General features: G+C 65.5%; 21 protein-coding genes. 19 read left to right on the top strand and 2 right to left on the bottom strand.

Features of this window, described 5'->3' with window-relative positions; translation table 11 throughout:
• Positions 1-356: 356 nt before the first annotated feature.
• From infC to R3P95_RS13235, 17 genes are all read left to right on the top strand, one after another.
• The gene (gene infC, locus R3P95_RS13315) at positions 357-1,097 is read left to right on the top strand and encodes a translation initiation factor IF-3 (protein WP_045199680.1); all 741 of its coding nucleotides are present in this window, start codon (positions 357-359) and stop codon (positions 1,095-1,097) included.
• 116 nt (positions 1,098-1,213) lie between these two features.
• Complete coding sequence (rpmI, locus tag R3P95_RS13310; protein WP_008715923.1) at positions 1,214-1,408, top strand: 50S ribosomal protein L35; 195 nt, start codon at positions 1,214-1,216, stop codon at positions 1,406-1,408.
• Between the two features lie 86 nt (positions 1,409-1,494).
• Complete coding sequence (rplT, locus tag R3P95_RS13305; protein ID WP_032378959.1) at positions 1,495-1,884, top strand: 50S ribosomal protein L20; 390 nt, start codon at positions 1,495-1,497, stop codon at positions 1,882-1,884.
• Positions 1,885-1,922: 38 nt separating this feature from the next.
• Positions 1,923-2,729: a TrmH family RNA methyltransferase gene (locus R3P95_RS13300; protein WP_317548562.1), complete on the top strand. Its 807-nt coding sequence runs from the start codon at positions 1,923-1,925 to the stop codon at positions 2,727-2,729.
• Between the two features lie 73 nt (positions 2,730-2,802).
• Positions 2,803-3,870 (top strand): phenylalanine--tRNA ligase subunit alpha, encoded by a 1,068-nt coding sequence (pheS, locus tag R3P95_RS13295; RefSeq protein ID WP_068283211.1) that lies wholly within the window; start codon positions 2,803-2,805, stop codon positions 3,868-3,870.
• Positions 3,871-3,926: 56 nt separating this feature from the next.
• Positions 3,927-6,413, top strand: coding sequence for a phenylalanine--tRNA ligase subunit beta (gene pheT, locus R3P95_RS13290; RefSeq protein ID WP_317548561.1), 2,487 nt, complete (start codon positions 3,927-3,929; stop codon positions 6,411-6,413).
• A 91-nt stretch (positions 6,414-6,504) separates the two neighbouring features.
• Positions 6,505-7,062, top strand: coding sequence for a hypothetical protein (locus R3P95_RS13285; protein WP_317548559.1), 558 nt, complete (start codon positions 6,505-6,507; stop codon positions 7,060-7,062).
• Positions 7,063-7,114: 52 nt separating this feature from the next.
• Positions 7,115-8,170 carry an N-acetyl-gamma-glutamyl-phosphate reductase gene (argC, locus tag R3P95_RS13280; protein ID WP_317548558.1) on the top strand — a complete coding sequence of 352 codons (1,056 nt, stop codon included), beginning with the start codon at positions 7,115-7,117 and terminating at the stop codon, positions 8,168-8,170.
• Between the two features lie 32 nt (positions 8,171-8,202).
• Complete coding sequence (argJ, locus tag R3P95_RS13275; RefSeq protein ID WP_317548769.1) at positions 8,203-9,405, top strand: bifunctional glutamate N-acetyltransferase/amino-acid acetyltransferase ArgJ; 1,203 nt, start codon at positions 8,203-8,205, stop codon at positions 9,403-9,405.
• The gene (gene argB, locus R3P95_RS13270) at positions 9,402-10,316 is read left to right on the top strand and encodes an acetylglutamate kinase (protein ID WP_317548556.1); all 915 of its coding nucleotides are present in this window, start codon (positions 9,402-9,404) and stop codon (positions 10,314-10,316) included. The genes argJ and argB overlap by 4 nt, the downstream gene beginning before the upstream one ends.
• On the top strand, positions 10,313-11,518 hold the full coding sequence (locus R3P95_RS13265; RefSeq protein ID WP_269593973.1) for an acetylornithine transaminase: 1,206 nt from the start codon (positions 10,313-10,315) through the stop codon (positions 11,516-11,518). The genes argB and R3P95_RS13265 overlap by 4 nt, the downstream gene beginning before the upstream one ends.
• Positions 11,515-12,450 carry an ornithine carbamoyltransferase gene (gene argF / locus R3P95_RS13260; protein ID WP_094640068.1) on the top strand — a complete coding sequence of 312 codons (936 nt, stop codon included), beginning with the start codon at positions 11,515-11,517 and terminating at the stop codon, positions 12,448-12,450. The genes R3P95_RS13265 and argF overlap by 4 nt, the downstream gene beginning before the upstream one ends.
• Positions 12,447-12,962, top strand: coding sequence for an arginine repressor (locus tag R3P95_RS13255; protein WP_262498359.1), 516 nt, complete (start codon positions 12,447-12,449; stop codon positions 12,960-12,962). The genes argF and R3P95_RS13255 overlap by 4 nt, the downstream gene beginning before the upstream one ends.
• Positions 12,963-13,013: 51 nt before the next feature.
• Positions 13,014-14,213, top strand: a complete 1,200-nt coding sequence (locus tag R3P95_RS13250) for an argininosuccinate synthase (RefSeq protein ID WP_317548554.1) — start codon at positions 13,014-13,016, stop codon at positions 14,211-14,213.
• Entirely contained in the window at positions 14,210-15,658 is a 1,449-nt protein-coding gene (gene argH, locus R3P95_RS13245; protein WP_317548552.1) for an argininosuccinate lyase, read from the top strand. The genes R3P95_RS13250 and argH overlap by 4 nt, the downstream gene beginning before the upstream one ends.
• Positions 15,659-15,763: 105 nt before the next feature.
• On the top strand, positions 15,764-18,784 hold the full coding sequence (locus tag R3P95_RS13240; protein ID WP_283347325.1) for an AMP-binding protein: 3,021 nt from the start codon (positions 15,764-15,766) through the stop codon (positions 18,782-18,784).
• Between the two features lie 86 nt (positions 18,785-18,870).
• Positions 18,871-19,077: a Trm112 family protein gene (locus R3P95_RS13235; protein WP_037192601.1), complete on the top strand. Its 207-nt coding sequence runs from the start codon at positions 18,871-18,873 to the stop codon at positions 19,075-19,077.
• Between the two features lie 61 nt (positions 19,078-19,138).
• On the opposite strand, the gene R3P95_RS13230 is transcribed toward R3P95_RS13235, so the two are convergent.
• Positions 19,139-19,894: an ABC transporter permease gene (locus tag R3P95_RS13230; RefSeq protein WP_094640064.1), complete on the bottom strand. Its 756-nt coding sequence runs from the start codon at positions 19,892-19,894 to the stop codon at positions 19,139-19,141.
• The gene (locus R3P95_RS13225) at positions 19,891-20,622 is read right to left on the bottom strand and encodes an ABC transporter ATP-binding protein (RefSeq protein ID WP_317548550.1); all 732 of its coding nucleotides are present in this window, start codon (positions 20,620-20,622) and stop codon (positions 19,891-19,893) included. Before R3P95_RS13225 ends, R3P95_RS13230 begins: the two co-directional genes overlap by 4 nt.
• 80 nt (positions 20,623-20,702) lie before the next feature.
• On the opposite strand from R3P95_RS13225, the gene R3P95_RS13220 reads away from it, so the two are divergent.
• Together R3P95_RS13220 and tyrS are read left to right on the top strand one after the other, a co-directional pair.
• A complete protein-coding gene (locus tag R3P95_RS13220; protein ID WP_317548549.1) occupies positions 20,703-21,347 on the top strand; it encodes a DNA-3-methyladenine glycosylase in 645 nt (214 codons plus the stop codon).
• A 38-nt stretch (positions 21,348-21,385) separates the two neighbouring features.
• On the top strand, positions 21,386-22,660 hold the full coding sequence (gene tyrS, locus R3P95_RS13215; RefSeq protein ID WP_094640062.1) for a tyrosine--tRNA ligase: 1,275 nt from the start codon (positions 21,386-21,388) through the stop codon (positions 22,658-22,660).
• Positions 22,661-23,100 lie beyond the last annotated feature (440 nt).

Raw genomic sequence — 23,100 nt, 5'->3', positions numbered from 1 at the left:
AGCGGGGAGAATCGGGTGCCGACGCTGTCGGGGGCGATCGGGCTCGATTGTCGGTTTCTCGAATCGGCTGGTAGTGTGACTCGACGACCGTCTTCGGCGTGCGCTCCTCGATGGAGTTCACCGCACGGAGGCAGCAAGTGGAGCCCGACTCCCACCGGCACGTAGCCTTCAACAAGCTACTTCCCGGTCCGGTCGCACGAAGGAAGTCCTCATCGGCCTCCTGCGTGCTTCCTCCCAGTGAGGAGACTGTACGACGACAGTTGTCGTGCGGGTCGACCGGTCGACATCGGGCCCTGCTATCGGATCACACCGAGAGCAGGGTTTTTTCGTTGCAGCGGTTCACATCGCTGCGGGGAATGTCGAGGATCGACGGCGACGGGCTGTGCCAGTGGCAGGCGGTCGGGTTACACACCACACCGCACTACCTAGGAGGCCCCATCAGCACTGAGACCCGCATCAACGATCGCATCCGAGTTCCCGAGGTCCGGCTTGTCGGACCGGGTGGTGAACAGGTGGGGATCGTGCGTGTTGAAGATGCACTCCGCTTGGCTCTCGAAGCCGACCTCGATCTTGTAGAAGTAGCTCCCGACGCACGTCCGCCGGTCTGCAAGATCATGGACTACGGGAAGTTCAAGTACGAGGCTGCGCAGAAGGCGCGCGAATCGCGCAAGAACCAGACGCTCACCGTCATCAAGGAGCAGAAGCTCCGTCCCAAGATCGACGCGCACGACTACGAGACGAAGAAGCGCAACGTCGTTCGCTTCCTCGAAGCCGGCTCGAAGGTCAAGGTCACCATCATGTTCCGCGGTCGCGAGCAGTCGCGTCCCGAACTCGGCTTCCGTCTGCTGCAGCGCCTGGGCGCGGACGTCGCGGAGCTCGGCTTCGTGGAGACCTCGGCCAAGCAGGACGGCCGCAACATGACGATGGTGTTGGCACCGCACAAGGGTGCCAAGACTCGCGTCAAGGCACAGGAGAGCGCAGCGGCTCCGCCCGCGCAGCGCGCACCGGCCCCCGCGCCGGAACAGCCCGCCGATGCAGCCCCGGCTGCCGAAGCACCGGCCGCAGCAGCTCCGGCTACTCCGGCGCAGACCAACTGAGCCTCGCGCTCTACCAGTAAGACAGCCCTACACCTGCTTCGGTGCACAGCATTTCCGTAGCGATGTGCGGCTGTGCCATGCAACACCGAAGAGCTATTACAGAAGAAGAGGATTTCATGCCCAAGCAGAAGACCCACAGTGGTGCCAAGAAGCGATTCAAGGTGTCCGGCAGCGGCAAGATCCTGCGCCAGAAGGCCGGCCGTCGCCACCTGCTCGAGCACAAGCCCACCAAGGTGACTCGTCGCCTCGATGGTGTCGCCGTTGTCAAGAAGGCCGACGTGCCGCGGATCAAGCGCCTGCTCGGCATCTGATTCGGCCCGCCGCCGACTGATTTCGGTCGGCTTCATCCCATTACCATTCGGGGTTTCACACACCCCCAGATCGACAGGATTCACCAGTGGCACGCGTAAAAAGGGCCGTCAACGCCCAGAAGAAGCGCCGTTCGATTCTCGAAGCGTCCAAGGGCTACCGCGGACAGCGCTCACGTCTGTACACCAAGGCCAAGGAGCAGCAGCTCCACTCGCTGACCTATGCGTACCGGGACCGCCGCGCGCGCAAGGGTGACTTCCGCAAGCTGTGGATCACGCGTATCAACGCTGCAGCTCGCGCCAACGACATCACGTACAACCGCTTCGTCCAGGGCCTCAAGGCCGCGGGAGTCGAGGTCGACCGCAAGATCCTCGCCGAGCTCGCTGTGTCGGATGCTGCGGCGTTCGCAAGCCTGGTCGCCATCGCCAAGGCCGCACTGCCTGCCGACGTCAACGCTCCGGCCGGAGAAGCAGCCTGAGCGAGTCGACGTACGACGACTCAACACCGAAACGGCCCGTGGATTCGCTGACCGAGCGAACTCCGCGGGTCGTTTCGGCCGTCAAGCTCGCTCGAGCCGCGGAACGCAAGAAGACCGGGCTCTTTCTGGCCGAAGGCTTCAATGCGGTGTCAGAGGCGGCCCGGTCCCGGTTGGTTCGTGAGCTGTTCTTCACCGCGGATGCTCTCGAGCGCCACCGCGGCCTCATCGCGTCCGTCGAGGCGGGTGGCGCACGAGTTCATCCGATCACCGACCGTGCTGCGAAAGCCTTGTCCGACACGGTCACTCCGCAGGGTCTCATCGCAGTCACCGAGTTGGTCGACGTCCCGATCGACCGTGCGTTGGCCGGAACACCGCGGCTGGTGGCCGTACCGGTGGAGACGGCCGAGCCGGGCAATGCCGGGACTGTGATTCGCGTCGCCGACGCGGCAGGAGCGGATTCGGTCGTTCTGCTGGGCGATTCGGTGGATCCCCACAACGGCAAATGCGTCCGCGCCTCGGCGGGCAGCGTGTTCCATCTGCCCATCGCTCGAGAGCGGTCGATCGAGTCCGGAATCGACGCGTTGCGCAGGGCGGGTCTGACCATCGTCGCGACGGCCGCCGATGGCGAAGTGGACTTGGACGACGCGGACGAGCTGCTCACACAACCGACCGCATGGTTGTTCGGCAACGAGGCACACGGACTCTCGGAGTCCGTGACGCGCGACGCCGATCACCGCATTCGAATCCCGATCCACGGCCGCGCCGAGAGCCTCAACCTGGCGACCGCCGCGGCGATCTGCCTGTACGCGAGTGCCAGGGCGCAGCGACGCTCCGAAACCCCGTGAGCAGGTCTCACCTAGGATCGATACCTGTCTGTTCTGAGCAGACACCGACTATTACTCGAGGAGTGCAGCTGTCGTGGCGAAGAAAGATGGCGGACCCGAGCCGGTAGATCCGTCCGTTCTCGAGGAGTCCGCGCTCGGATCAGCAGTGGACTCGGCCGAGCAGGCGTTCGCCGACGCGTCGGACCTCGATGCTCTGACCAAGGTCAAGATCGATCACGTGGGCGGCAAGGCTCCGTTGGCACTGGCGCAGCGCGCGCTCGGTGCGATCCCGGGGGACCAGAAGGCGGACGCGGGCAAACGCGTCAAGGCAGCGCGTGATCGAGTGCAGAAGGCCTTCGACGAGCGACGCGCCGTGCTGTCGGCCGAGCGTGACGCCGCCATCCTGGTCGCAGAAACCATCGACGTGACACTGCCGACCGACCGAGCTCCCGTCGGTGCCCGGCACCCGATCACGATCATCGCCGAACAGGTTGCCGACGTGTTCGTCGGAATGGGCTGGGAGGTCGAAGAAGGCCCCGAGGTCGAGACCGAACACTTCAATTTCGACGCGCTGAACTTCCTTCCCGACCACCCGGCACGCACGATGCAGGACACGTTCCACATCGCGCCGGAGGGTTCGCGTCAGGTTCTGCGCACTCATACCTCCCCGGTGCAGGTCCGGTCGATGCTCTCGCGTGAGGTTCCGATCTACGTCGTCTGCCCGGGACGGACGTTCCGCACGGACGAACTCGACACGACGCACACTCCGGTCTTCCATCAGGTCGAGGGTCTTGCGATCGACAAGGGCCTGACCATGGCGCACCTGCGCGGCACACTGGATGCGTTCGCGAAGGCGTTGTTCGGCAACGACACCCGTACACGCATGCGCCCCAACTACTTTCCGTTCACCGAGCCGTCGGCCGAGGTCGACGTGTGGTTCCCGAAGAAGAAGGGCGGGGCCGGTTGGGTCGAGTGGGGTGGCTGCGGAATGGTCAACCCGAAGGTGTTGCAGGCCAGTGGCATCGATCCCGAGGTCTACACCGGATTCGCGTTCGGAATGGGTCTCGAGCGGACGCTCCAGTTCCGCAACGACATCCCGGACATGCGCGACATCGTCGAGGGCGACATCAGGTTCACTTTGCCCTTCGGTGTTCAGGCCTGACGAACGTTCTTCACCCGCCCCACTTCTTCTCGGATACAAGAAAGAGCTGAGCACACGTGCGAGTCCCACAATCCTGGCTGACCGAGGTCCTGCACGCGGGGACGCCCGACTGGGCCGTCTCGCCCGAGGAGCTCGACGCCGGTTTCGTGCGGGTCGGGTTCGAGGTCGAGGAACTCGATTCGCTGGACAACGTGACCGGGCCACTCGTGGTCGGTCGGGTCAGTTCCATCGAGGAGCTGACCGAGTTCAAAAAACCGATTCGCTTCTGCCTGGTGGACGTCGGAGCAGCCGAGCCACAGGAAATCGTGTGCGGGGCCAGGAACTTCGCCGAGGGTGACCTGATCGTGGCCGCGCTGCCGGGCAGCGTCCTGCCCGGGGGATTCGCCATCGCGTCGCGCAAGACCTACGGCCGCAACTCCAACGGCATGATCTGCTCGACGCTCGAACTCGGGTTGGGTAAGGATCACTCCGGAATTCTGGTGCTGCCCGAGGGCACGGCTGCCCCGGGCGACGACGCCAAAGCCGTTCTCGGTCTGCTGGACTCGGTCATCGAGCTCAACGTGACCCCGGATCGCGGCTACGCCTTCTCGGTCCGCGGCCTCGCCCGCGAACTGGCCTGCAGTTTCGACCTTCCGTTCGTGGATCCGGCGCGCACGGTCCCCACCGAGGTCACCGGTGACGCCTGGTCGGTCACCGTCGAACCGAACTCCGGCGCATCGCGATTCGCGTTGCGCAAGATCGTCGGCATCGATCCGACGGCGACGACGCCCTGGTGGATGCAGCGTCGACTGCTGCTGGCAGGCGTACGCCCGATCTCGGCGGCCGTCGATGTCACCAACTACGTGCTCCACGAACTCGGCCAGCCGCTGCATGCATTCGATGCGGCCAAGCTCGACGGCGATCTGGTCGTCCGTCGCGCGAACGCGGGGGAGAAGCTGACCACACTGGACGGCGTCGAGCGTTCCCTCGATGCCGAGGACGTCGTCATCGCCGACGGCTCGGGAGCGATCTCGTTGGCCGGTGTCATGGGCGGTGCGTCCACCGAAGTCGACGACTCGACCACCGAGGTCGTGCTCGAAGCGGCATCGTTCGATCCGCTCGCGGTGTTCCGCACCGGTCGTCGCCACAAGCTCTCCAGCGAGGCCAGCAAGCGTTTCGAGCGGACCGTGGATTCGGCTCTGCCTGTCGCAGCACTCGATCGGGCCGCACAGTTGTTGGTCGAGATCGCCGGCGGCCGGATCGAGCCCGTGTTGACCGATATCGGCGAGGCAGCCGAATATCCCACGGTCAAGATGGACTTCGACCTGCCGGACCGAATCGCCGGAGTGCAGTACGCCAACGGAACCGCTGCCCGACGGTTGACGCAGATCGGTTGCGGAGTCGAGGTATCGGTCGACGACGACGGGCACGGCCAGCTCATCGTCACCCCGCCGTCCTGGCGACCGGATCTGGTGCAGCGCGCCGACCTGGTGGAAGAGGTGCTGCGGCTCGAAGGGCTCGAACAGATCCCGTCGGTACTGCCGTCGGCCCCGGGAGGTCGTGGCCTCACTGCCGAACAGAAGCGCAGGCGTGCCGTCGGCAAGGCACTCGCGTTCTCCGGGTACGTCGAGGTGTTGCCTCCGGTGTTCCTGCCCAAGGGCGTGTTCGACACGTGGGGTCTCGACGCGGACGACACACGGCGCGCGACCACCTCGGTGCTCAATCCACTCGAGGCCGACCGTCCCGAGCTCGCGACCACTGTGCTTCCCGGTTTGCTCGAGATGCTGAGCCGGAACATCGCGCGCGGTCAGCGAGACGTCTCGCTGTTCGGCATTGCCCAGGTGGTGCTCCGACACGACGCCACCGCAGCCGTGGACGCGTTGCCGGTCGACCGTCGTCCCACCGACGACCAGATCGCCATGCTTCGTGGTTCGTTGCCGGCGCAGCCGGTGCACGTGGGCATGGTGCTGACCGGTCAGCGTGAGTTGTCGGGTCCGTGGGGTCCCGGCCGCGCGGCAGAGGCCGCCGATGCGTTCGCTGCGGTACGTACGGTTGCCGAGGCGTCCGGAGTGCACGTCGATCTTCGGGCGGCGCAGCACCTTCCGTGGCATCCGGGTCGGTGCGCGGAGGTCATGCTCGACGGTGAGGTCGTCGGATACGCGGGCGAGCTGCATCCGGCCGTGCTCGAGCGGGCGGGCCTGCCGCCGCGTACGTGTGCCGTGGAGTTGAGTTTGAGCGCTCTTCCCGTCGTCGAGTCGCTCCCTGCCCCCGAGGTGTCGCCGTATCCGGCGGTGCTGCAGGACGTGGCAGTGGTGGTCGACGCGTCCGTACCTGCGGCGTCGGTGGAAGCCGCGCTCACGATCGGCGGTGGCGACCTGCTCGAGTCGATTCGACTGTTCGACGTCTACGAGGGTGAACAGGTCGGCGAGGGTCGCAAGTCGCTGGCGTTCGCGCTGCGGTTCCGAGGTGCCGACGGCACCTTGACCGAGGATCAGGCAACGGCTGCCCGCGATGCGGCGGTCGACGCGGCATCGAAGGCCGTCGGCGCGCAGCTGCGCAGTTGAACCAGCGCAGTTGCGCAGTTGATCCGTGCACACCCGGGCTCGTGTGTCCGTAGCGTGGAGTCACGAGTACGACGGGTGACGGGAGCAGCGCATGAGAGAATTCGGAACAGACGGTGCGGCGACGGATCTTCAGGTGATCGAGGAGATCCTGGCTGCAGTGGCCGGTCGGTCCCGGTTGGCCCCGGTAGCGGCAGCCGCATCGGCGCTGGCGGCCGAGTTGCGCAATGCTGAGCCCGAATCCACTGGACCCGATCGCGGCGCACCACCCGGGACTGTTCCCGATGTCGACGTTCCGCAGGTGACCAAGCCGCGGATCGACCAGCCGCTCGGTGATCCACCACCGGGGGCTCCGCTCGGCGGCACGGTACCGGGGATCATCGATGCGGAGCTGGTCGAGGACCAGCCCATCGGTAGCGGGTACGGTGCCGGTGCGGCGAGCGCGCCGATCGGTGACTTCACCGATTCGGGGGTGCCCACGTGGGACGGTGTACGCGACAAGGTCGAACAGCGATCGGGTACAGCCGTCGGCGCGGAGGAACTGGACCGAGAGTCCAGGGCGGGCCGTGACCTCGACGAGCAGTGGAACGAACGGCAGGACGCCGGCCGGAGGAAGCTCGACGAGATCCGCAAGTCCATGGGTGGACGCTGACACACCGGACCCATTCATGAATGAGCTTGCATGATGCTGCATAATAAACCGCATGACTATTTCGGAGGCCACGCCGAGGCGCATCGCGGTGGCGGGCGCAAGTGGGTACGCCGGCGGTGAGATTCTCCGATTGCTGCTCGGGCACCCGGGAGTGCGCGACGGTTCGTTGGTCATCGGCACTCTGACCGCGGGCGGCAATGCCGGTGCGACGCTGGGTGAATTCCATCCCCATCTGTTGCCTCTCGCAGACCGCGTTCTCGCCCCGACCATCGTCGACGAGCTCGCGGGTCACGACGTCGTGTTCCTGGGGCTCCCGCACGGCAAGTCCGCCGAACTCGCGCTGCAGCTGCCCGAGTCCGTGGTGATCATCGATTGCGGGGCCGACTTCCGCCTCACCGACGGTGCGGCGTGGGAGAAGTACTACAAGAGTCCGCACGCGGGCAGTTGGCCGTACGGCTTGCCGGAGTTGCCGGGCTGCCGTGAGCGATTGGTCGGTGCCACTCGTATCGCCGTTCCCGGGTGTTACCCGACGGTGTCGTCGCTCGCGCTCGCACCCGCTGTCGCCGCAGGCATCATCGAGCCCCGCGTCAATATCGTTGCTGTCAGCGGTACTTCGGGTGCCGGCCGCGCTCCGAAGGCCGATCTTCTCGGTTCGGAGGTGATGGGTTCGGTTCGGGCGTACGCGGTTGCGGGCGCACACCGCCACACTCCCGAGATCGTGCAGAACCTCTCGGCGCTCGCCGGTAGCGCTGTTGCGGTGTCCTTCACGCCGGTTCTCGCACCGATGCCCCGCGGAATCCTGGCCACCTGCACCGCGATCACCACCGCCACGCAGGCGCAGGCCGTCGAGGTCTACGAGAAGGCCTATGCCGCAGAGCCGTTCGTGCACGTGCTTCCGGCCGGTCGCCTTCCGCAGACCGGCTCGGTCATCGGGTCGAACGCCGTGCAGATGAGCGTGTCGGTCGATGCGGACGCCGGTTTGCTCGTCGTGATCGCGGCCATCGACAACCTGGCCAAGGGCACGGCAGGAGCCGCCGTCCAATCCATGAATCTTGCACTGGGAATTACCGAGACCGAGGGTCTCTCTACCGTAGGAGTAGCACCATGAGCAGCGTCGGGAGCCAGGCGGAGGCCGTCGGCATGATTGCGGGCAAGCTCGTGCGCACGCAGGGTGTCACCTGTCCTGCAGGTTTCCGCGCTGCCGGTATTCCGGCCGGAATCAAGGCGAGTGGCAAGTCCGATCTGGCCTTGGTGTTCAACGAGGGTCCCGATTTCGCTGCGGCGGGTGTGTTCACCCGCAACAAGGTCAAGGCTGCGCCGGTGTTGTGGTCGCAGCAGGTGCTCTCCACCGGACGGCTGCGCGCGGTCATCCTCAATTCCGGTGGTGCCAATGCCTGCACCGGTGCGCCGGGCTTTCAGGACTCGCACCGTACAGCCGAGGAAGTGGCGTCCGCACTGAGCAATTGGGGTTCCGAGACCGGAGCGATCGAGGTCGCCGTCTGCTCGACGGGTCTCATCGGTGACCGGCTCCCGATGGACAAGCTGCTGCCCGGTGTGACCGAGGTGGTGCACGAGCTCGCGGGCGGAATTTCGGGTGGTACCGATGCGGCGTACGCGATCATGACCACCGACACCTTGCCCAAGCAGGCAGCCGTTCATCATGCCGACAAATGGAACGTCGGCGGCATGGCCAAGGGTGCAGGCATGCTGGCACCGTCGTTGGCCACGATGCTCAGCGTCATCACCACCGATGCTGTCGCCACCGCGGACCAGCTGGACAAGGCACTGCGCGCGGCGACCCGGATGTCGTACGACCGGCTCGACGTCGACGGCGCGTCCTCGACGAACGACACCGTGCTGCTGCTCTCGTCCGGGGCCAGCGGAGTGGCACCGTCGCAGGAAGAACTCGACGCCGCGGTCCTGGCGGTGTGCGACGACCTGGCCGACCAGATGATGGCCGACGCGGAGGGCGTGACCAAGCGGGTGCGGATCACCGTGTCGGGCGCGATGAGCGAGGACGACGCCCTGATCGGCGCTCGCGCGGTCGCCAGGGACTCCCTGACCAAGACGGCCCTCTTCGGGTCCGATCCCAACTGGGGCCGGGTGCTCGCGGCAATCGGTATCGCCCCGATCGAGCTCGATCCGGATCGAATTGCCGTGTCCTTCAACGGAAATCCGGTGTGCATCGACGGCGTGGGAGCGCCGGGAGCTCGGGAGGTCGATCTGTCCGGCGTCGACATCTCGGTGACCATAGATCTCGGTCTCGGCGCAGGGTCTGCCACCATCCGAACCACCGATCTCTCGCACGCGTACGTCGAAGAGAATTCGGCGTACTCGTCATGACCTCGGCCGCACTGCAGTTGACGGCCGCGCAGAAGGCCTTCACGCTCGCCGAGGCTCTGCCCTGGCTGCAGCGATTCTCGGGCAAGGTCGTCGTCGTGAAGTACGGCGGAAATGCCATGATCGACGAGAATCTGAAGCGGGCGTTCGCGGCCGACATGGTGTTTCTGCGCACCGTCGGAATCCATCCGGTCGTCGTTCACGGCGGTGGGCCGCAGATCTCGGCCATGCTGACCAGACTCGGCCTGGCCGGTGAATTCCGCGGCGGATTCCGCGTCACCACCCCCGAGGTCATGGACGTCGCGCGGATGGTGCTGTTCGGTCAGGTCGGGCGCGAGCTCGTCGGCCTGATCAACGGTCACGGTCCGTATGCCGTCGGAATTTCCGGTGAGGATGCGCACCTGTTCACCGCGACGCGTCGCACCGTGCTGGTCGACGGCACCGAGACCGACATCGGTCTCGTCGGCGACGTCACGTCGGTTGATCCTGCCGCGGTCTTCGATCTCATTGCCGCAGGACGCATTCCGGTGGTGTCCACCATCGCGCCCGACCGCGACGGCGTCGTCCACAACATCAACGCCGACACTGCGGCAGCGGCGCTCGCCAGTGCCCTCCGTGCCGAGAAGATGGTGGTGCTCACCGATGTCGAAGGCCTGTACACGGATTGGCCCGATCGCAGCTCGTTGACCTCCGAGATCGACGCGTCCACGCTCGAGGCCCTGCTGCCCTCACTCGACGCCGGGATGGTGCCGAAGATGGAAGCGTGCCTGCGGGCGGTTCGAGCCGGTGTTCCGTCGGCTCATGTCATCGACGGTCGCGTCGAACATTCCGTGCTGGTGGAGCTGTTCACCGGTGAGGGAATCGGCACCATGGTCACCCCCGATCACTCTTCCACGTCAGGAGTCACGCCATGACCGGCACCGAGTCAACCCTCGATCTGCAACAGCGGTGGTCGAATTCGTTGATGGACAACTACGGTGTTCCGCGCGTGGCGCTCGTCCGCGGCGAGGGCGCGGTGGTGACCGACGCCGACGGAAAGCAGTATCTGGACCTGCTCGCGGGTATCGCCGTGAACATCCTCGGACATGCGCACCCGGCGGTGATCGAGGCGGTCACCACTCAGCTGTCCACCCTCGGGCACACTTCGAATCTGTATGCGACAGAACCCGGTATCGCGTTGGCCGAGCAATTGCTCGCGCAGCTCGGTGCCGGGGCCACCGGTCGGGTGTTCCTGTGCAACTCGGGAACCGAGGCCAACGAGGCGGCGTTCAAGATCGCTCGCCTGACCGGCCGTCCCAACATCGTGGCGGCGGAGAAGTCGTTTCACGGACGGACGATGGGCGCTCTCGCTCTGACCGGTCAGCCGGACAAGCGGATCCCGTTCGAGCCGATGCCTGCCGGCGTGCACCACGTTCCGTACGGCGATGTGGCCGCGCTGGAAGCTGCCGTCGATTCGGACACTGCCGCAGTGTTTCTCGAACCCATCATGGGTGAGGGAGGCGTGGTGGTTCCGCCGGAGGGATATCTTCTCGCCGCCCGTGAGATCACTGCGAAGCACGGCGCACTGCTGGTCCTGGACGAGGTGCAGACCGGTATCGGCCGAACGGGCTGGTTCTACGCTCACCAGTCGGTCGGCATCGTGCCCGACGTCATCACGCTCGCCAAGGGTCTGGGCGGCGGCCTGCCCATCGGGGCCTGCATCGGCATCGGAGCGGCGGGGGAGTTGCTGCATCCGGGCAAGCACGGCACCACGTTCGGTGGTAACCCCGTATGCGCGGCGGCGGCTCTGGCCGTTCTGCGCACCATCGCCGACGAGGACCTGCTCTCGCACGCCGACAGCATAGGCAAGACCATCGCACACTCCATAGAGAATCTGGATCACCCTCTGGTGAGCCATGTTCGGGGTTCGGGCCTTCTCCTCGGGGTGGTACTCACCGACGCCGTCGCACCGGCGGCCGAAGCCGCCGCGCGCGAGGCAGGCTTCCTCCTCAACGCGGCCCAGCCCGACGTGCTTCGGCTCGCACCACCGTTGATCATCACCGAAGAGCAAGCCGCGTCGTTCGTGACGGCGTTACCGGCAATTCTCGACGCAGCACAGGAGGCTCATCAGCCATGACCGTTCAGCATTTCCTCCGGGACGACGACATCACGCCCGCGCAGCAGGGTGAAATCCTCGCTTTGGCAGCCGAACTCAAGCGTGCTCCGTTCTCGAAGCGTCCGCTCGAGGGCCCCAAGGGAGTTGGCGTCATTTTCGAGAAGAACTCGACACGGACCCGCTTCTCGTTCGAGATGGGCATCGCGCAGTTGGGTGGTCATGCCGTGGTGGTGACGGGCCGCGACACCCAGTTGGGTCGCGAGGAGACGCTGCAGGACACGGGGCGGGTTCTCTCGCGCTATGTCGAGGCGGTCGTGTGGCGCACGTTCGGGCAGAAGCGGCTCGAGCAGATGGCGACCGGCGCAACGATTCCGATCGTCAACGCCCTCTCCAACGAGTTCCACCCGTGCCAGGTTCTGGCGGATCTGCAGACCCTGATCGAGCACAAAGGAAATCTGCAGGGGCGCACCTTGGCCTACTTCGGTGACGGTGCCAACAACATGGCGCACTCGCTGCTCATCGGCGGAGTGACGGCCGGGCTGAACGTGCGGATCGCTGCGCCCAAGGAATTTGCCCCGCTCGGTTACGTTCTCGACGCGGCGCATGCGCGTGCCGAGGAAACCGGGGCCACCATCACCATCACCGAGGACCCGGTCGAGGCCGCCGCCGGTGCCGACGCGCTCGTCACCGACACCTGGACGTCGATGGGCCAGGAGAACGACGGTCTCGATCGCGTCGCCCCGTTCCGGCCGTATCGAATCGATTCGGACCTGCTCTCGAAGGCCCAGTCGGACGCCGTCGTGCTGCACTGCCTACCTGCACATCGCGGCGAGGAGATCACCGACGAGGTGCTCGACGGTCCCCAGAGTGTTGTCTGGGACGAGGCCGAGAACCGCCTGCACGCGCAGAAGGCACTGCTGGTGTGGCTCCTCGAACAGGCCCGACGACCATGAGCGAGGACGTCACTGCGGTGCCGTTGACCGCGTCGACCCGCGCGGGCAGGCAGGCACGGATCATCGCGTTGCTGGCCACCCATCAGGTGCGCAGTCAACCGCAGCTGGCGTCGTTGCTCGCAGCCGAGGGGATCGACACCACTCAGGCCACTCTCTCGCGGGACCTCGAGGAACTGGGTGCCGTGAAACTGCGCGCGCCGGACGGTGGAGTGGGGGTGTACGTCGTGCCCGAGGACGGCAGCCCGGTCCGGGGAGTGTCCGGCGGCACCGACCGCCTCCTGAAGTTGCTGGGGGAGTTGTTGGTGTCCACCGACCACAGCGGGAACCAGACCGTCCTCCGCACGCCACCGGGCGCGGCGCACTACCTGGCCAGCGCTCTGGATCGTGCTGCGATGCCGGAGATCGTCGGGACCATCGCCGGTGACGACACGATTCTGTTGATCGCCCGCGAGCCACATACCGGTGGCGAGGTCGCGGACAAGATCGAAAAGCTTGCTCGACGCGGTAACTGAGATCCGGTTACCCATCATGCGCATCAAGAACAACGAAGGAGCTTGAACACCATGGCCGAACGCGTCATCCTCGCCTACTCCGGCGGACTCGACACCTCCGTCGCCATCAGCTGGATCGGCAGGGAGACCGGCAAGGAGGTCGTTGCCGTCGCCATCGATCTGGGGCAGGGCGGCGAGGACATTGACGTCGTGCGCCAACGCGCACTCGATTGCGGCGCAGTCGAATCCGTCGTCGTCGATGCCAGGAACGAGTTCGCCGACGAGTACTGCTTGCCGACGGTGCAGTCCAACGCGCTGTACATGGATCGGTATCCCCTCGTGTCGGCGATCAGTCGTCCGCTCATCGTCAAGCACCTCGTGGAGAACGCGCGGGCGCACGGCGGAACCGTTGTCGCACACGGGTGCACGGGCAAGGGCAACGACCAGGTTCGCTTCGAGGTCGGCTTCAACACCCTCGCCCCCGAGCTCGAGGTGTTGGCACCGGTTCGCGACTACGCGTGGACGCGCGAGAAGGCGATCAAGTTCGCCGAGGAGAACGACATCCCGATCAACGTGACCACCAAGTCGCCGTTCTCGATCGACCAGAACGTGTGGGGGCGCGCGGTGGAGACCGGCTTCCTCGAGGACCTGTGGAACGCGCCGACCAAGGACGTCTACGACTACACCGAGGATCCGACGGTCAACTTCCAGGCTCCGGACGAACTGATCGTCTCGTTCGACAAGGGTCGCCCGGTCGCGATCGACGGTCGCCCGGTCTCGGTGCTCGAAGCGATCCAGGAGCTCAACACTCGTGCCGGAGCGCAGGGTGTCGGCCGGTTGGACGTGGTCGAGGATCGGCTCGTCGGCATCAAGAGTCGCGAGATCTACGAGGCACCCGGTGCCATGGTGCTCATCCGCGCCCACGAGGAGCTCGAGCACGTGACCCTCGAGCGCGAACTCGGTCGCTACAAGCGCCACACCGACCAGAAGTGGGCCGAGCTGGTGTACGACGGCCTGTGGTACTCCCCGCTCAAGGGTGCTCTCGACACGTTCGTGGAGCACACGCAGGAGCACGTCTCCGGCGATATTCGCCTGGTTCTGCACGCGGGCGGGATCATCGTCAACGGACGGCGCAGTGGCGAGTCGCTGTACGACTTCAACCTTGCCACCTACGACGAGGGCGATACGTTCGACCAGTCCGCGGCCAAGGGATTCGTTCAGCTGCACGGACTGTCGTCGAAGATCGCCGCGAAGAGGGACCTGGGCCTGTGACGAATTCGGAGACCGCACACGGAACCAACGAAGGTTCGCTCTGGGGCGGCAGATTCGCATCGGGGCCGGCCGCCGCCATGGCAGCGTTGAGCAAGTCGACGCACTTCGACTGGGTCCTCGCGCCGTACGACATCCGCGCATCCATGGCGCACGCCCGAGTGCTGAACGGTGCCGGACTGCTCACCCCGCAGGACCTCGAGACCATGCTCGACGGTTTGCAGCGACTCGCCGATGACGTCGCCTCCGGTGAATTCGTGGCAGCCGAATCGGACGAGGACGTGCACGGTGCCCTCGAGCGCGGTTTGATCGACCGGGTCGGACCCGAGGTCGGTGGCCGGCTGCGTGCGGGCCGGTCGCGTAACGATCAGGTGGCCACGCTGTTCCGCATGTGGCTGCGCGACGCCGTCCGCCGGGTGTCGGCGGGCGTTCTCGATGTGGTCGACGCGTTGGCCACCCAGGCTGCGGCGCATCCCACGGCCGTCATGCCGGGCAAGACGCATTCGCAGGCCGCGCAGCCGGTGTTGCTTGCGCATCATCTGCTCGCGCACACCCATCCGTTGTTGCGCGATGTGCAGCGCTTCGCGGATTTCGACACGCGAGCAGCGGTGTCGCCGTACGGTTCCGGTGCTCTCGCCGGTTCGTCGTTGGGGCTGAGTCCGGAGAAGATCGCTGCCGAGCTCGGGTTCGACTCGTCCGCCGAGAACTCGATCGACGCCACGTCTTCGCGCGACTTCGCCGCCGAGGCGGCCTTCGTGTTGGCGATGACGGCGGTGGATCTGTCGCGATTCGCCGAGGAGGTCATCTCGTGGAGCACTCCCGAGTACGGCTACGTGACGCTGGCCGATGCGTGGTCGACCGGCAGCTCGATCATGCCGCAGAAGAAGAATCCGGACGTCGCGGAGTTGACTCGCGGAAAGACCGGCCGCTTGATCGGTAATCTGACCGGCCTGCTGGCCACGCTGAAGGCGCAACCGTTGGCCTACAACCGTGATCTCCAGGAAGACAAGGAGCCGGTGTTCGATTCGGTCGCGCAGCTCGAGTTGTTGCTCCCGGCGCTCACCGGGTTGACGGCGACACTCGAATTCCACACCGAACGCATGGCCGAGCTGGCACCGGCCGGGTTCACTCTTGCCACCGACATCGCCGAGTGGATGGTGCGGCAGGGGATCGCGTTCCGGGTTGCCCACGAGGCCGCGGGTGCCTGCGTTCGGGCGGCCGAGGCGCGAGGCGTCGGGCTGGTGGATCTGACCGATGAGGAACTCGCCGCGATCGATCCGGCACTCACTCCCGACGTTCGTGAGGTGCTCACGGTGGAGGGCTCGATCTCGTCGCGCGATGCCCGCGGTGGGACGGCGGCCGTGCAGGTTGCTCATCAGCTCGGGGGCGTGCGGGCGACTGCCGCGACCCTGCGTGCATGGGCTGAGGAACCGGTGTTGCGGCACTGAGAGGGCAATCGATATCCACGCCGGTTTCCTCGAGTGTGATGTGAGAAGCTTTCGTCACGCGAAGACCGATGCCGGTCGTTCCGTCGGGCCGAACGCAGGAGTGTATTGGTGGGACTGAATGCAGATGCCGTACGTGGACCACTGCGGCGTGCCATCGCCACAGCCCAGAACGGTCTCGAGGTCATTCGTCTGGGTGGGCTCGAAACCGAGGTGGATCCGTCGCCGTTTCGGGTGATGGATCGCGAGCCGATGTATCGGCTTCGGCGGTATTTCCCCGACGATGTGCCCGCGGACAGTCCTCCGGTGGTGCTCATTCCGCCGATGATGGTCTCCGCGGACGTCTACGACGTCACCACCGACCAAGGTGCGGCCGGAATTCTGCACGGCATGGGTCTGGATCCGTGGGTTGTCGATTTCGGGTCACCCGATACCGAAGAGGGTGGATGGGGCCGTACGCTCGCTGATCACGTCGTGGCGATCAGCGAGGTCGTCGACAAGGTGCACGAGCACACCGGTCGCGACGTCCACCTGGGTGGCTACTCCCAGGGCGGCATGTTCTGCTACCAGGCGGCCGCCTACCGAGGTGGCCGAAATCTGGCCAGCCTCATCACGTTCGGAGCTCCGGTCGACACGCTTGCCGGTCTGCCGCTCGGGATTCCGGCAGGCGTGGCGACGCGGGGAGCGGAGTTCCTCGCCGATCACGTGTTCACTCGGCTCGCTGTGTCGGGGTGGATGGCGCGGACGGGATTCCAGTTGCTCGATCCGGCGAAGACCGTGCGGTCGCGCTTGGATTTCCTGCGGCAATTGCACGATCGTGAGGCGCTGCTCCCACGCGAGCCGCAGCGTCGCTTTCTGGCGATGGACGGGTGGGTGGCGTGGTCCGGCCCGGCCGTTGCGGAGTTGCTGAAGCAGTTCGTCGTCCACAACCGCATGATGACCGGCGGTTTCGTCATCAAGGACAGATTGCTGACTCTGGCCGAACTCACGGTGCCCGTGCTCGCCTTCGTCGGCGAAGTCGACGACATCGGTCAACCGTTGGCCGTGCGCGGCATCCAGCGCGCTGCCCCGCGTGCCCAGGTATTCGAAACCACCTTGCGCGCAGGCCATTTTGGACTGGTTGTCGGAAGTACAGCGGCTGCACAGACCTGGCCGACGACGGGAAACTGGATACGGTGGCGCGAGGATCTCGGACCGAAGCCGGAGGCGGTCCGTGTGATGGAGCGCGAGGACCACGGCGATTCCGAAAGCGGTGTGTCGATCACCAATCGACTGATCCACACCGCTGCCTCCATCGCCGAGGTCGGCGTCGGTGTCGGCCGCGGGCTGGCGTCGGCGGCGACCGGCGCGGTGCGCGGAACCCGCGAAATCTCGTCCGAGGCCGTGCGTACGTTGCCGAGGCTCGCCCGCCTCGGGCAGATGCAGCCGCACAGTCGAGTGTCGTTGGGGCGCTTGATCGCCGAGCAGGGACGTAAGTCTCCGAACGGCGAGTGCTTCCTGTTCGACGACCGAGTGCACACCTACGATGCGGTCAACGTCCGCATCGACAATGTGGTGCGCGGATTGATCAGTGTCGGCGTGCGACCTGCGTCGCGCATCGGTGTGTTGATGGAGACTCGTCCGAGCGCGTTGGCCGCGATGGCGGCGCTCTCGCGGATCGGGGCCGTACCTGTTCTGCTGCAGCCGGGCAGCGACCTGACCGCAGCCCTGCGAACCGTCGACGTCGACACGGTGATCGCCGATCCGGAGAACGCTGCGGCGGCGGTCCCGGTGGCACCGAACGTCCTGGTGCTCGGCGGCGGTGAGACTCGGCGCCTCGACATCCCGTCAGGCTACGAGGTGGTCGATCTCGAGGCCATCGATCCCGACGCGGTGCGTCTGCCTCAGTGGTACGAGCCGGATCCGGGTCGTGCCCGCGAACTGGCGATGATCCTGTTCACGACCACAGATCGCGGTCTCGAACCGAGATACATCACCAATCATCGCTGGGCGTTGTCTGCGTTCGGAACCGCGACGACGGCCGCGCTCGGACCCGGAGATACTGTCTATTGCCTTGCCCCCCTACATCATTCGGCCGGGATTCTCGTCACGATCGGTGGTGCGCTTGCGGGCGGGTCACGCATCGCGCTCTCCCGTGGTCTCGAGCCCGAGCGGTTCAGCGAAGAGGTGTACCGCTACGGCGTCACCGTCGTGAGCTACACCTGGACGATGATGCGGCAGATCCTCGACGACGGCCGGTTCCCGGTCGACTCCGGCCACCCGGTGCGCCTGTTCATCGGCTCCGGTATGCCGGTGGGGCTGTGGCGTCGCACGCTGGCGCGGTTCAGCCCGGCTCGGGTGCTCGAGTTCTACGCATCCACCGAGAACGACGTGATCCTGGCCAATGTGGCCGGCTCGAAGATCGGCTCCAAGGGACGTCCGCTGCCGGGCAGTGCACGGGTTGCGTTGGCGGCCTACGACCCGATCACCGGCCGTCTCGAAGAGGACGACGACGGTTTCGTCCGGCAGTGCCGTGACGACGAGATCGGGCTACTCCTCGGCCGACCGAGCGGGGACGGCGAAGCGACCAGCCATGTCATGCGTGGAGTATTCGAGCCCACGGATGCCTGGATCCCCACCGAGAACCTCTTCCGTCGCGATTCCGACGGCGATTACTGGCTCGTCGACCGCAAGGACACCGTGGTGCGCTCGGCGTGCGGTCCGGTGTACACCCAGCCGATCGTCGATGCGGTAGGTGACCTGGATCAGGTCGATTCGGCCGTGGTCTACGGAGTGCGGGTGACATCCGATCGGCCACGATCGGTGCGCGTCGAGGCTTCGGCCACCGAGGTGGCCGTCTGCGCCATCTCGCTGCAACCGGAGGCGGTGATCACCGCTCGTGCATTGACGGACACTCTCGGAGTGCTGCTCCCGGCCGAGCGGCCGGCGATCGTGCACGTGGTGCCCGAAATTCCGGTAGGACGCGCGTACCGACCGACCGCGACGGCGTTGAAGAAGGTCGGCATTCCGACGCCGAGTGCACGTTCGTGGTTCTACGACTCCGAGTCGAACAGCTACCGTCGATTGACGAAAGCTGTTGTGGCCGAACGGTTCGTCGGGCGCGAGGCCGCGGCCGAAAAATCGTCGTAGGAACGAGTCGGCACGGAAGAATACGGGTTCGGTAGCGTAAGCGAGTACACCACTCCGGTTCGACCGGAGCAGAGCAAAGGACACCTGTGGCAATCGATTCGACACTGCTTTCCATACTCGCGTGCCCGGTGGACAAGGGCCCGCTGCTGTTGATCGAAGGGGAACTGCTCTACAACCCGCGACTGCGGCGTGCATATCCGATCGAGAACGGCATCCCGGTGTTGCTCGCCGACGACGCCCGCGATGTCGACGACGCCGAGCACGAGTCGATCCTGGCTCGCGCCACGTCCTAGAACTCTCGGCCGCGCGCCGGGTTCGTCGACTACAGGGTTCGTCGACTACAGGGGTCGTCGACTACTGGGTTCGTCGACGCAATGTCGCGGCGGCTCCGCTCAGCGCGGCGACGGTGAACGCCGTGACCACGGCGATGTCGGTCCACATGCGCCCGGTGACTCCGGGGTACCTGGATATCTCCTGGAGCGCGTCGACCAGGTAGCTCAGCGGCAGGACATCGCTGATCGTGCTCAGCCAGTTCGGCATCTGGTCGCGCGGCACCAGGAGTCCGCACAAAAACAGCTGTGGAATCACGACCACCGGCATGAACTGGACGGCTTGGAACTCGGTGCGAGCGAATGCGCTGCACAGCAGTCCGATGGCGACCCCGAGCATCGCTCCCAGGACTGCGATCACCAGCACCCAACCTACCGAGCCCTCGATGTCGAGCCCGAGAAATCCGAACGCGACGGTGCATGCGAGTACCGCCTGTCCGATGGCGGCCAGCGAGAACGCGGACCCGTAGCTCGCGAGCAGATCCAGTTTGGACATCGGAGTCGTCAGCAGGCGTTCGAGCGTTCCCGAGGAGCGTTCACGCTGCATCGAGATCGACGTGATCAGGAACATGACGACGAACGGCAGGATGCCGAGCATCGTGATGGCGATCCGATCGAACAACGACTGCTGATCAGGCGGGGTCGGCACATCTCGGTACAGGAAGTAGAGCAACACCATCAGCAGGGACGGAACGAGCAGCACCATGGCCACCGATCGATGGTCTGCTCGTAGCTGTCGCAGGATGCGGCCCGTGCCGGCTGCGTAGATCCGCGCGTTCACGATGTCTCCTCGGTAGATCTGATGAGGGACAGGAATGCGCGATCGAGGGTCGTTTCGTTCGTGCGCGCGAGTAGCGCGTTCGGGCTCGAGTGGGCGAGAACGGTGCCGTCGCGCATCAGAACGAGACGGCTGCAGTGCTCCGCCTCTTCCATCACGTGGCTCGAGACCAGCACCGTTGTGCCGCTTGCCGCGATATCGGCGAAACGCGACCACAGCTCGGAGCGCAGCACGGGATCCAAGCCGACCGTCGGTTCGTCGAGGACGATCAGCTCGGGTTCGGCAACCAGCGCGCTGGCCAGGGAGACCCGCCCCAATTGGCCGCCGGAGAGCTCGCCCGCCCGTGACGACGCGTGGTCGGCCAGTCCGACGGTCTCGATGGCGGACGCGACGTCCGCGCGCCGGCGACCGTACAGCGACCCGAAGTACTGCACGTTCTCGCGAACGGTGAGATCTCGGTAGACGCTCGGTGCCTGGGTCACGTACCCGACTGTGCGGCGCAACGGTGCCGAGCCGGCCGGCGATCCGAGTACTGTCACGGTTCCGCTGCTGACGATCTGAGTGCCGACGATCGATCGCATCAAAGTCGTCTTACCGCAGCCCGATGGACCGAGAAGTCCGGTGATGACACCACGGGGGATTGTCAGGGACAGATTGTTCAGCACCGTTCGCTTGCCGCGGCGAACCGTCAGCCCTGTGATCTCGACGGCGTGTTCACCGGTGAACGCCATAGCGGCCTCCAGACTTGTCGGATGTCGAAGTCATAGCCCCGTCGGCGCACGGTGGTCAAGGGCGAAGCATCATGGGATCGATGAATGTCGCTGACTTGGAGATCGGGGAACCCGACGCCGCAGCCCGACGCATCCTCGGCGGAACCGTCACCGTGGGCGACGTGTCGGTGCGCATCGTGGAAGTCGAGGCCTACGGTGGTCCACTCGATGGTCCATGGCCGGATCCGGCCGCGCATTCCTTCCGGGGCCCGACCCCTCGTAACCAGGTGATGTTCGGTCCTGCGGGGCGTCTGTACGTCTACCTGAGCTACGGAATGCATCTTTGTGTGAACGTGAGTTGCGGCCCGGACGGTACGGCCGCTGCGGTGTTGCTTCGAGCGGGTGAAGTGGTGGCCGGTCACCACATCGTCGAGACCAGGCGCGCCGGCCGCGGTCCACGGACCGCACGGGTCGAGGCCGGTTGGGCCCGCGGGCCCGGAAATCTCGGTCGAGCCCTTGGCGTCTCGCTGGCGGACAACGGATCGGACGTGTTCGACGCGTCGTCGGCGGTCACCCTCGAACTACTTGAGCGCCCGTTGAACGAGAAGGCCGTTGCATCCGGCCCACGGGTAGGGGTGAGTTCGGCGGCCGATCGTCCGTGGCGCTTCTGGATGCTCGGGTCGCAGGCGGTGTCGAGCTACAAACGCAGTCCCCGCGCCGCCGCTCCCGGTGGCTCGGAGGCCTGACCGACGCCTGGATGCGTCCATACGGGAGGATCGACGTCGTGAGTGAGAACATCATCGACGAAATGACCTGGCGTGGACTGATCGCACAGTCCACCGATGTGGACGCGCTGAAGAAGGCTACGTCCGAGGGCCCGATCACGCTGTACTCCGGTTTCGATCCGACAGGTCCCTCGCTGCACGCAGGGCACCTCGTGCCGTTGCTGGCGCTCAAGCGTTTCCAGCGGGCCGGCCATCGCCCGATCATCCTCGCCGGAGGTGCGACGGGACTCATCGGTGACCCTCGCGATGTAGGGGAGCGCACCATGAATTCCCCCGAGGTCGTCACCGAGTGGGCCTCGCGTATCCGTGGTCAGCTCGAACGGTTCGTCGACCTGGACGAGAGCCCGACGGGTGCAGTGGTGGTGAACAATCTGTCGTGGACGGGGGAGCTGTCCGCGATCGATTTCCTTCGCGACATCGGTAAGCACTTCTCGATCAACGTCATGCTTGCTCGCGAGACGGTGAAGAACAGGCTCGAGAGCGACGGAATGTCGTACACCGAGTTCAGCTACATGCTGTTGCAGGCGAACGACTACGTGCAGCTCCGCAGGCAATACGGCTGCAGTCTTCAGATCGGCGGCTCCGACCAATGGGGAAACATCATCGCCGGGGTGGAGCTGAACCGGCGCCAGGACGCCGAGTCGGTGCACGCCATGACGGTTCCGTTGGTCACCTCCGCCGACGGCAAGAAATTCGGCAAATCCACCGGAGGCGGCAGCCTGTGGCTCGACCCGGAGATGACGAGCCCGTACGCCTGGTACCAGTACTTCGTGAACACCGGTGACGCAGACGTGGTGAAGTACCTGCGCTGGTTCACCTTCCTGTCGAAGGACGAGTTGGCAGAACTCGAGACGGCGACCACCGAGCGTCCGCACGCGCGTGAGGCGCAGAAGCGCCTGGCCGCCGAGATGACCACGCTCGTCCACGGCGAAGCAGCGACTCGCTCGGTCGAACTGGCCAGCCAGGCGCTCTTCGGGCGGGCCGAACTGACCGAACTCGACGAGAAGACGCTCGCCGCCGCGCTACAGGAAGCGTCTGTGGCCGACATCGAGGCCGGTGCACCGAACACCATCGTCGATCTGCTCGTCGCTACGGGGTTGAGCGAGAGCAAGGGCGCTGCCCGACGCGCAGTCAAGGAGGGCGGCGCATCGGTCAACAACGTCAAGATTTCCGACGAAGAATGGACGCCCGGTGCAGACGATCTCCTGCACGGCCGGTGGTTGGTGGTCCGACGCGGAAAGCGGAACTTCGCAGGCGCCCGAATCGCGGACTGAGTTTTCAGTTGTAGTCAGTGGGCGGAGTCACATCCATGTAATTTGGTTACGACGCCCGTCAGGTGGGTAAGTGACCGGTTGCGACCAGGCCGTTCACGTGATTCACGCGTGAACGACCTGGGGATTTGACGCGTTGTTATCCGGGGCGTAACTTTGTCCAGGTCAGAGCGACACGGACGCCAGCCCAGACCGCAAGGCCTGAGCAACGCGGAGTTCGCTTCCGACACCATGAAGATGTCAAAGCCGAAAGGTTCGACTTCTTCACGGATGTGAAGCCAGTTTGACTGCGCTTGATCATCTGATCTAAACTGGAACGGTTGCCCCGGACATCCACGAGCTTCAGCTCGAAGGTGAATGGTGTGCGCGTGTTCTTTGAGAACTCAACAGTGTGTCGATGAATGTCAGTGCCGAAATATTTTGTTTTGGTGAAAGCATTCGAT

The organism is Rhodococcus cercidiphylli (assembly GCF_033042225.1).
Classification (GTDB): Bacteria; Actinomycetota; Actinomycetes; order Mycobacteriales; family Mycobacteriaceae; genus Rhodococcoides.
The sequence above is the reverse complement of the archived record's forward strand: the minus strand, read 5'-3'. Positions and strand labels throughout refer to the sequence as shown.

What these genes read in the sequence shown, in the direction of transcription:
- argF (WP_094640068.1), top strand. Translation starts at nt 11,515, where the DNA reads ATGACCGTTCAGCATTTCCTCCGGGACGACGACATCACGCCCGCGCAG.
- R3P95_RS13225 (WP_317548550.1), bottom strand. Translation starts at nt 20,622, where the DNA reads ATGGCGTTCACCGGTGAACACGCCGTCGAGATCACAGGGCTGACGGTT.
- R3P95_RS13265 (WP_269593973.1), top strand. Translation starts at nt 10,313, where the DNA reads ATGACCGGCACCGAGTCAACCCTCGATCTGCAACAGCGGTGGTCGAAT.
- infC (WP_045199680.1), top strand. Translation starts at nt 357, where the DNA reads ATGTCGAGGATCGACGGCGACGGGCTGTGCCAGTGGCAGGCGGTCGGG.
- R3P95_RS13250 (WP_317548554.1), top strand. Translation starts at nt 13,014, where the DNA reads ATGGCCGAACGCGTCATCCTCGCCTACTCCGGCGGACTCGACACCTCC.
- argC (WP_317548558.1), top strand. Translation starts at nt 7,115, where the DNA reads ATGACTATTTCGGAGGCCACGCCGAGGCGCATCGCGGTGGCGGGCGCA.
- R3P95_RS13285 (WP_317548559.1), top strand. Translation starts at nt 6,505, where the DNA reads ATGAGAGAATTCGGAACAGACGGTGCGGCGACGGATCTTCAGGTGATC.
- R3P95_RS13255 (WP_262498359.1), top strand. Translation starts at nt 12,447, where the DNA reads ATGAGCGAGGACGTCACTGCGGTGCCGTTGACCGCGTCGACCCGCGCG.
- R3P95_RS13220 (WP_317548549.1), top strand. Translation starts at nt 20,703, where the DNA reads ATGAATGTCGCTGACTTGGAGATCGGGGAACCCGACGCCGCAGCCCGA.
- argJ (WP_317548769.1), top strand. Translation starts at nt 8,203, where the DNA reads ATGATTGCGGGCAAGCTCGTGCGCACGCAGGGTGTCACCTGTCCTGCA.
- rpmI (WP_008715923.1), top strand. Translation starts at nt 1,214, where the DNA reads ATGCCCAAGCAGAAGACCCACAGTGGTGCCAAGAAGCGATTCAAGGTG.
- argB (WP_317548556.1), top strand. Translation starts at nt 9,402, where the DNA reads ATGACCTCGGCCGCACTGCAGTTGACGGCCGCGCAGAAGGCCTTCACG.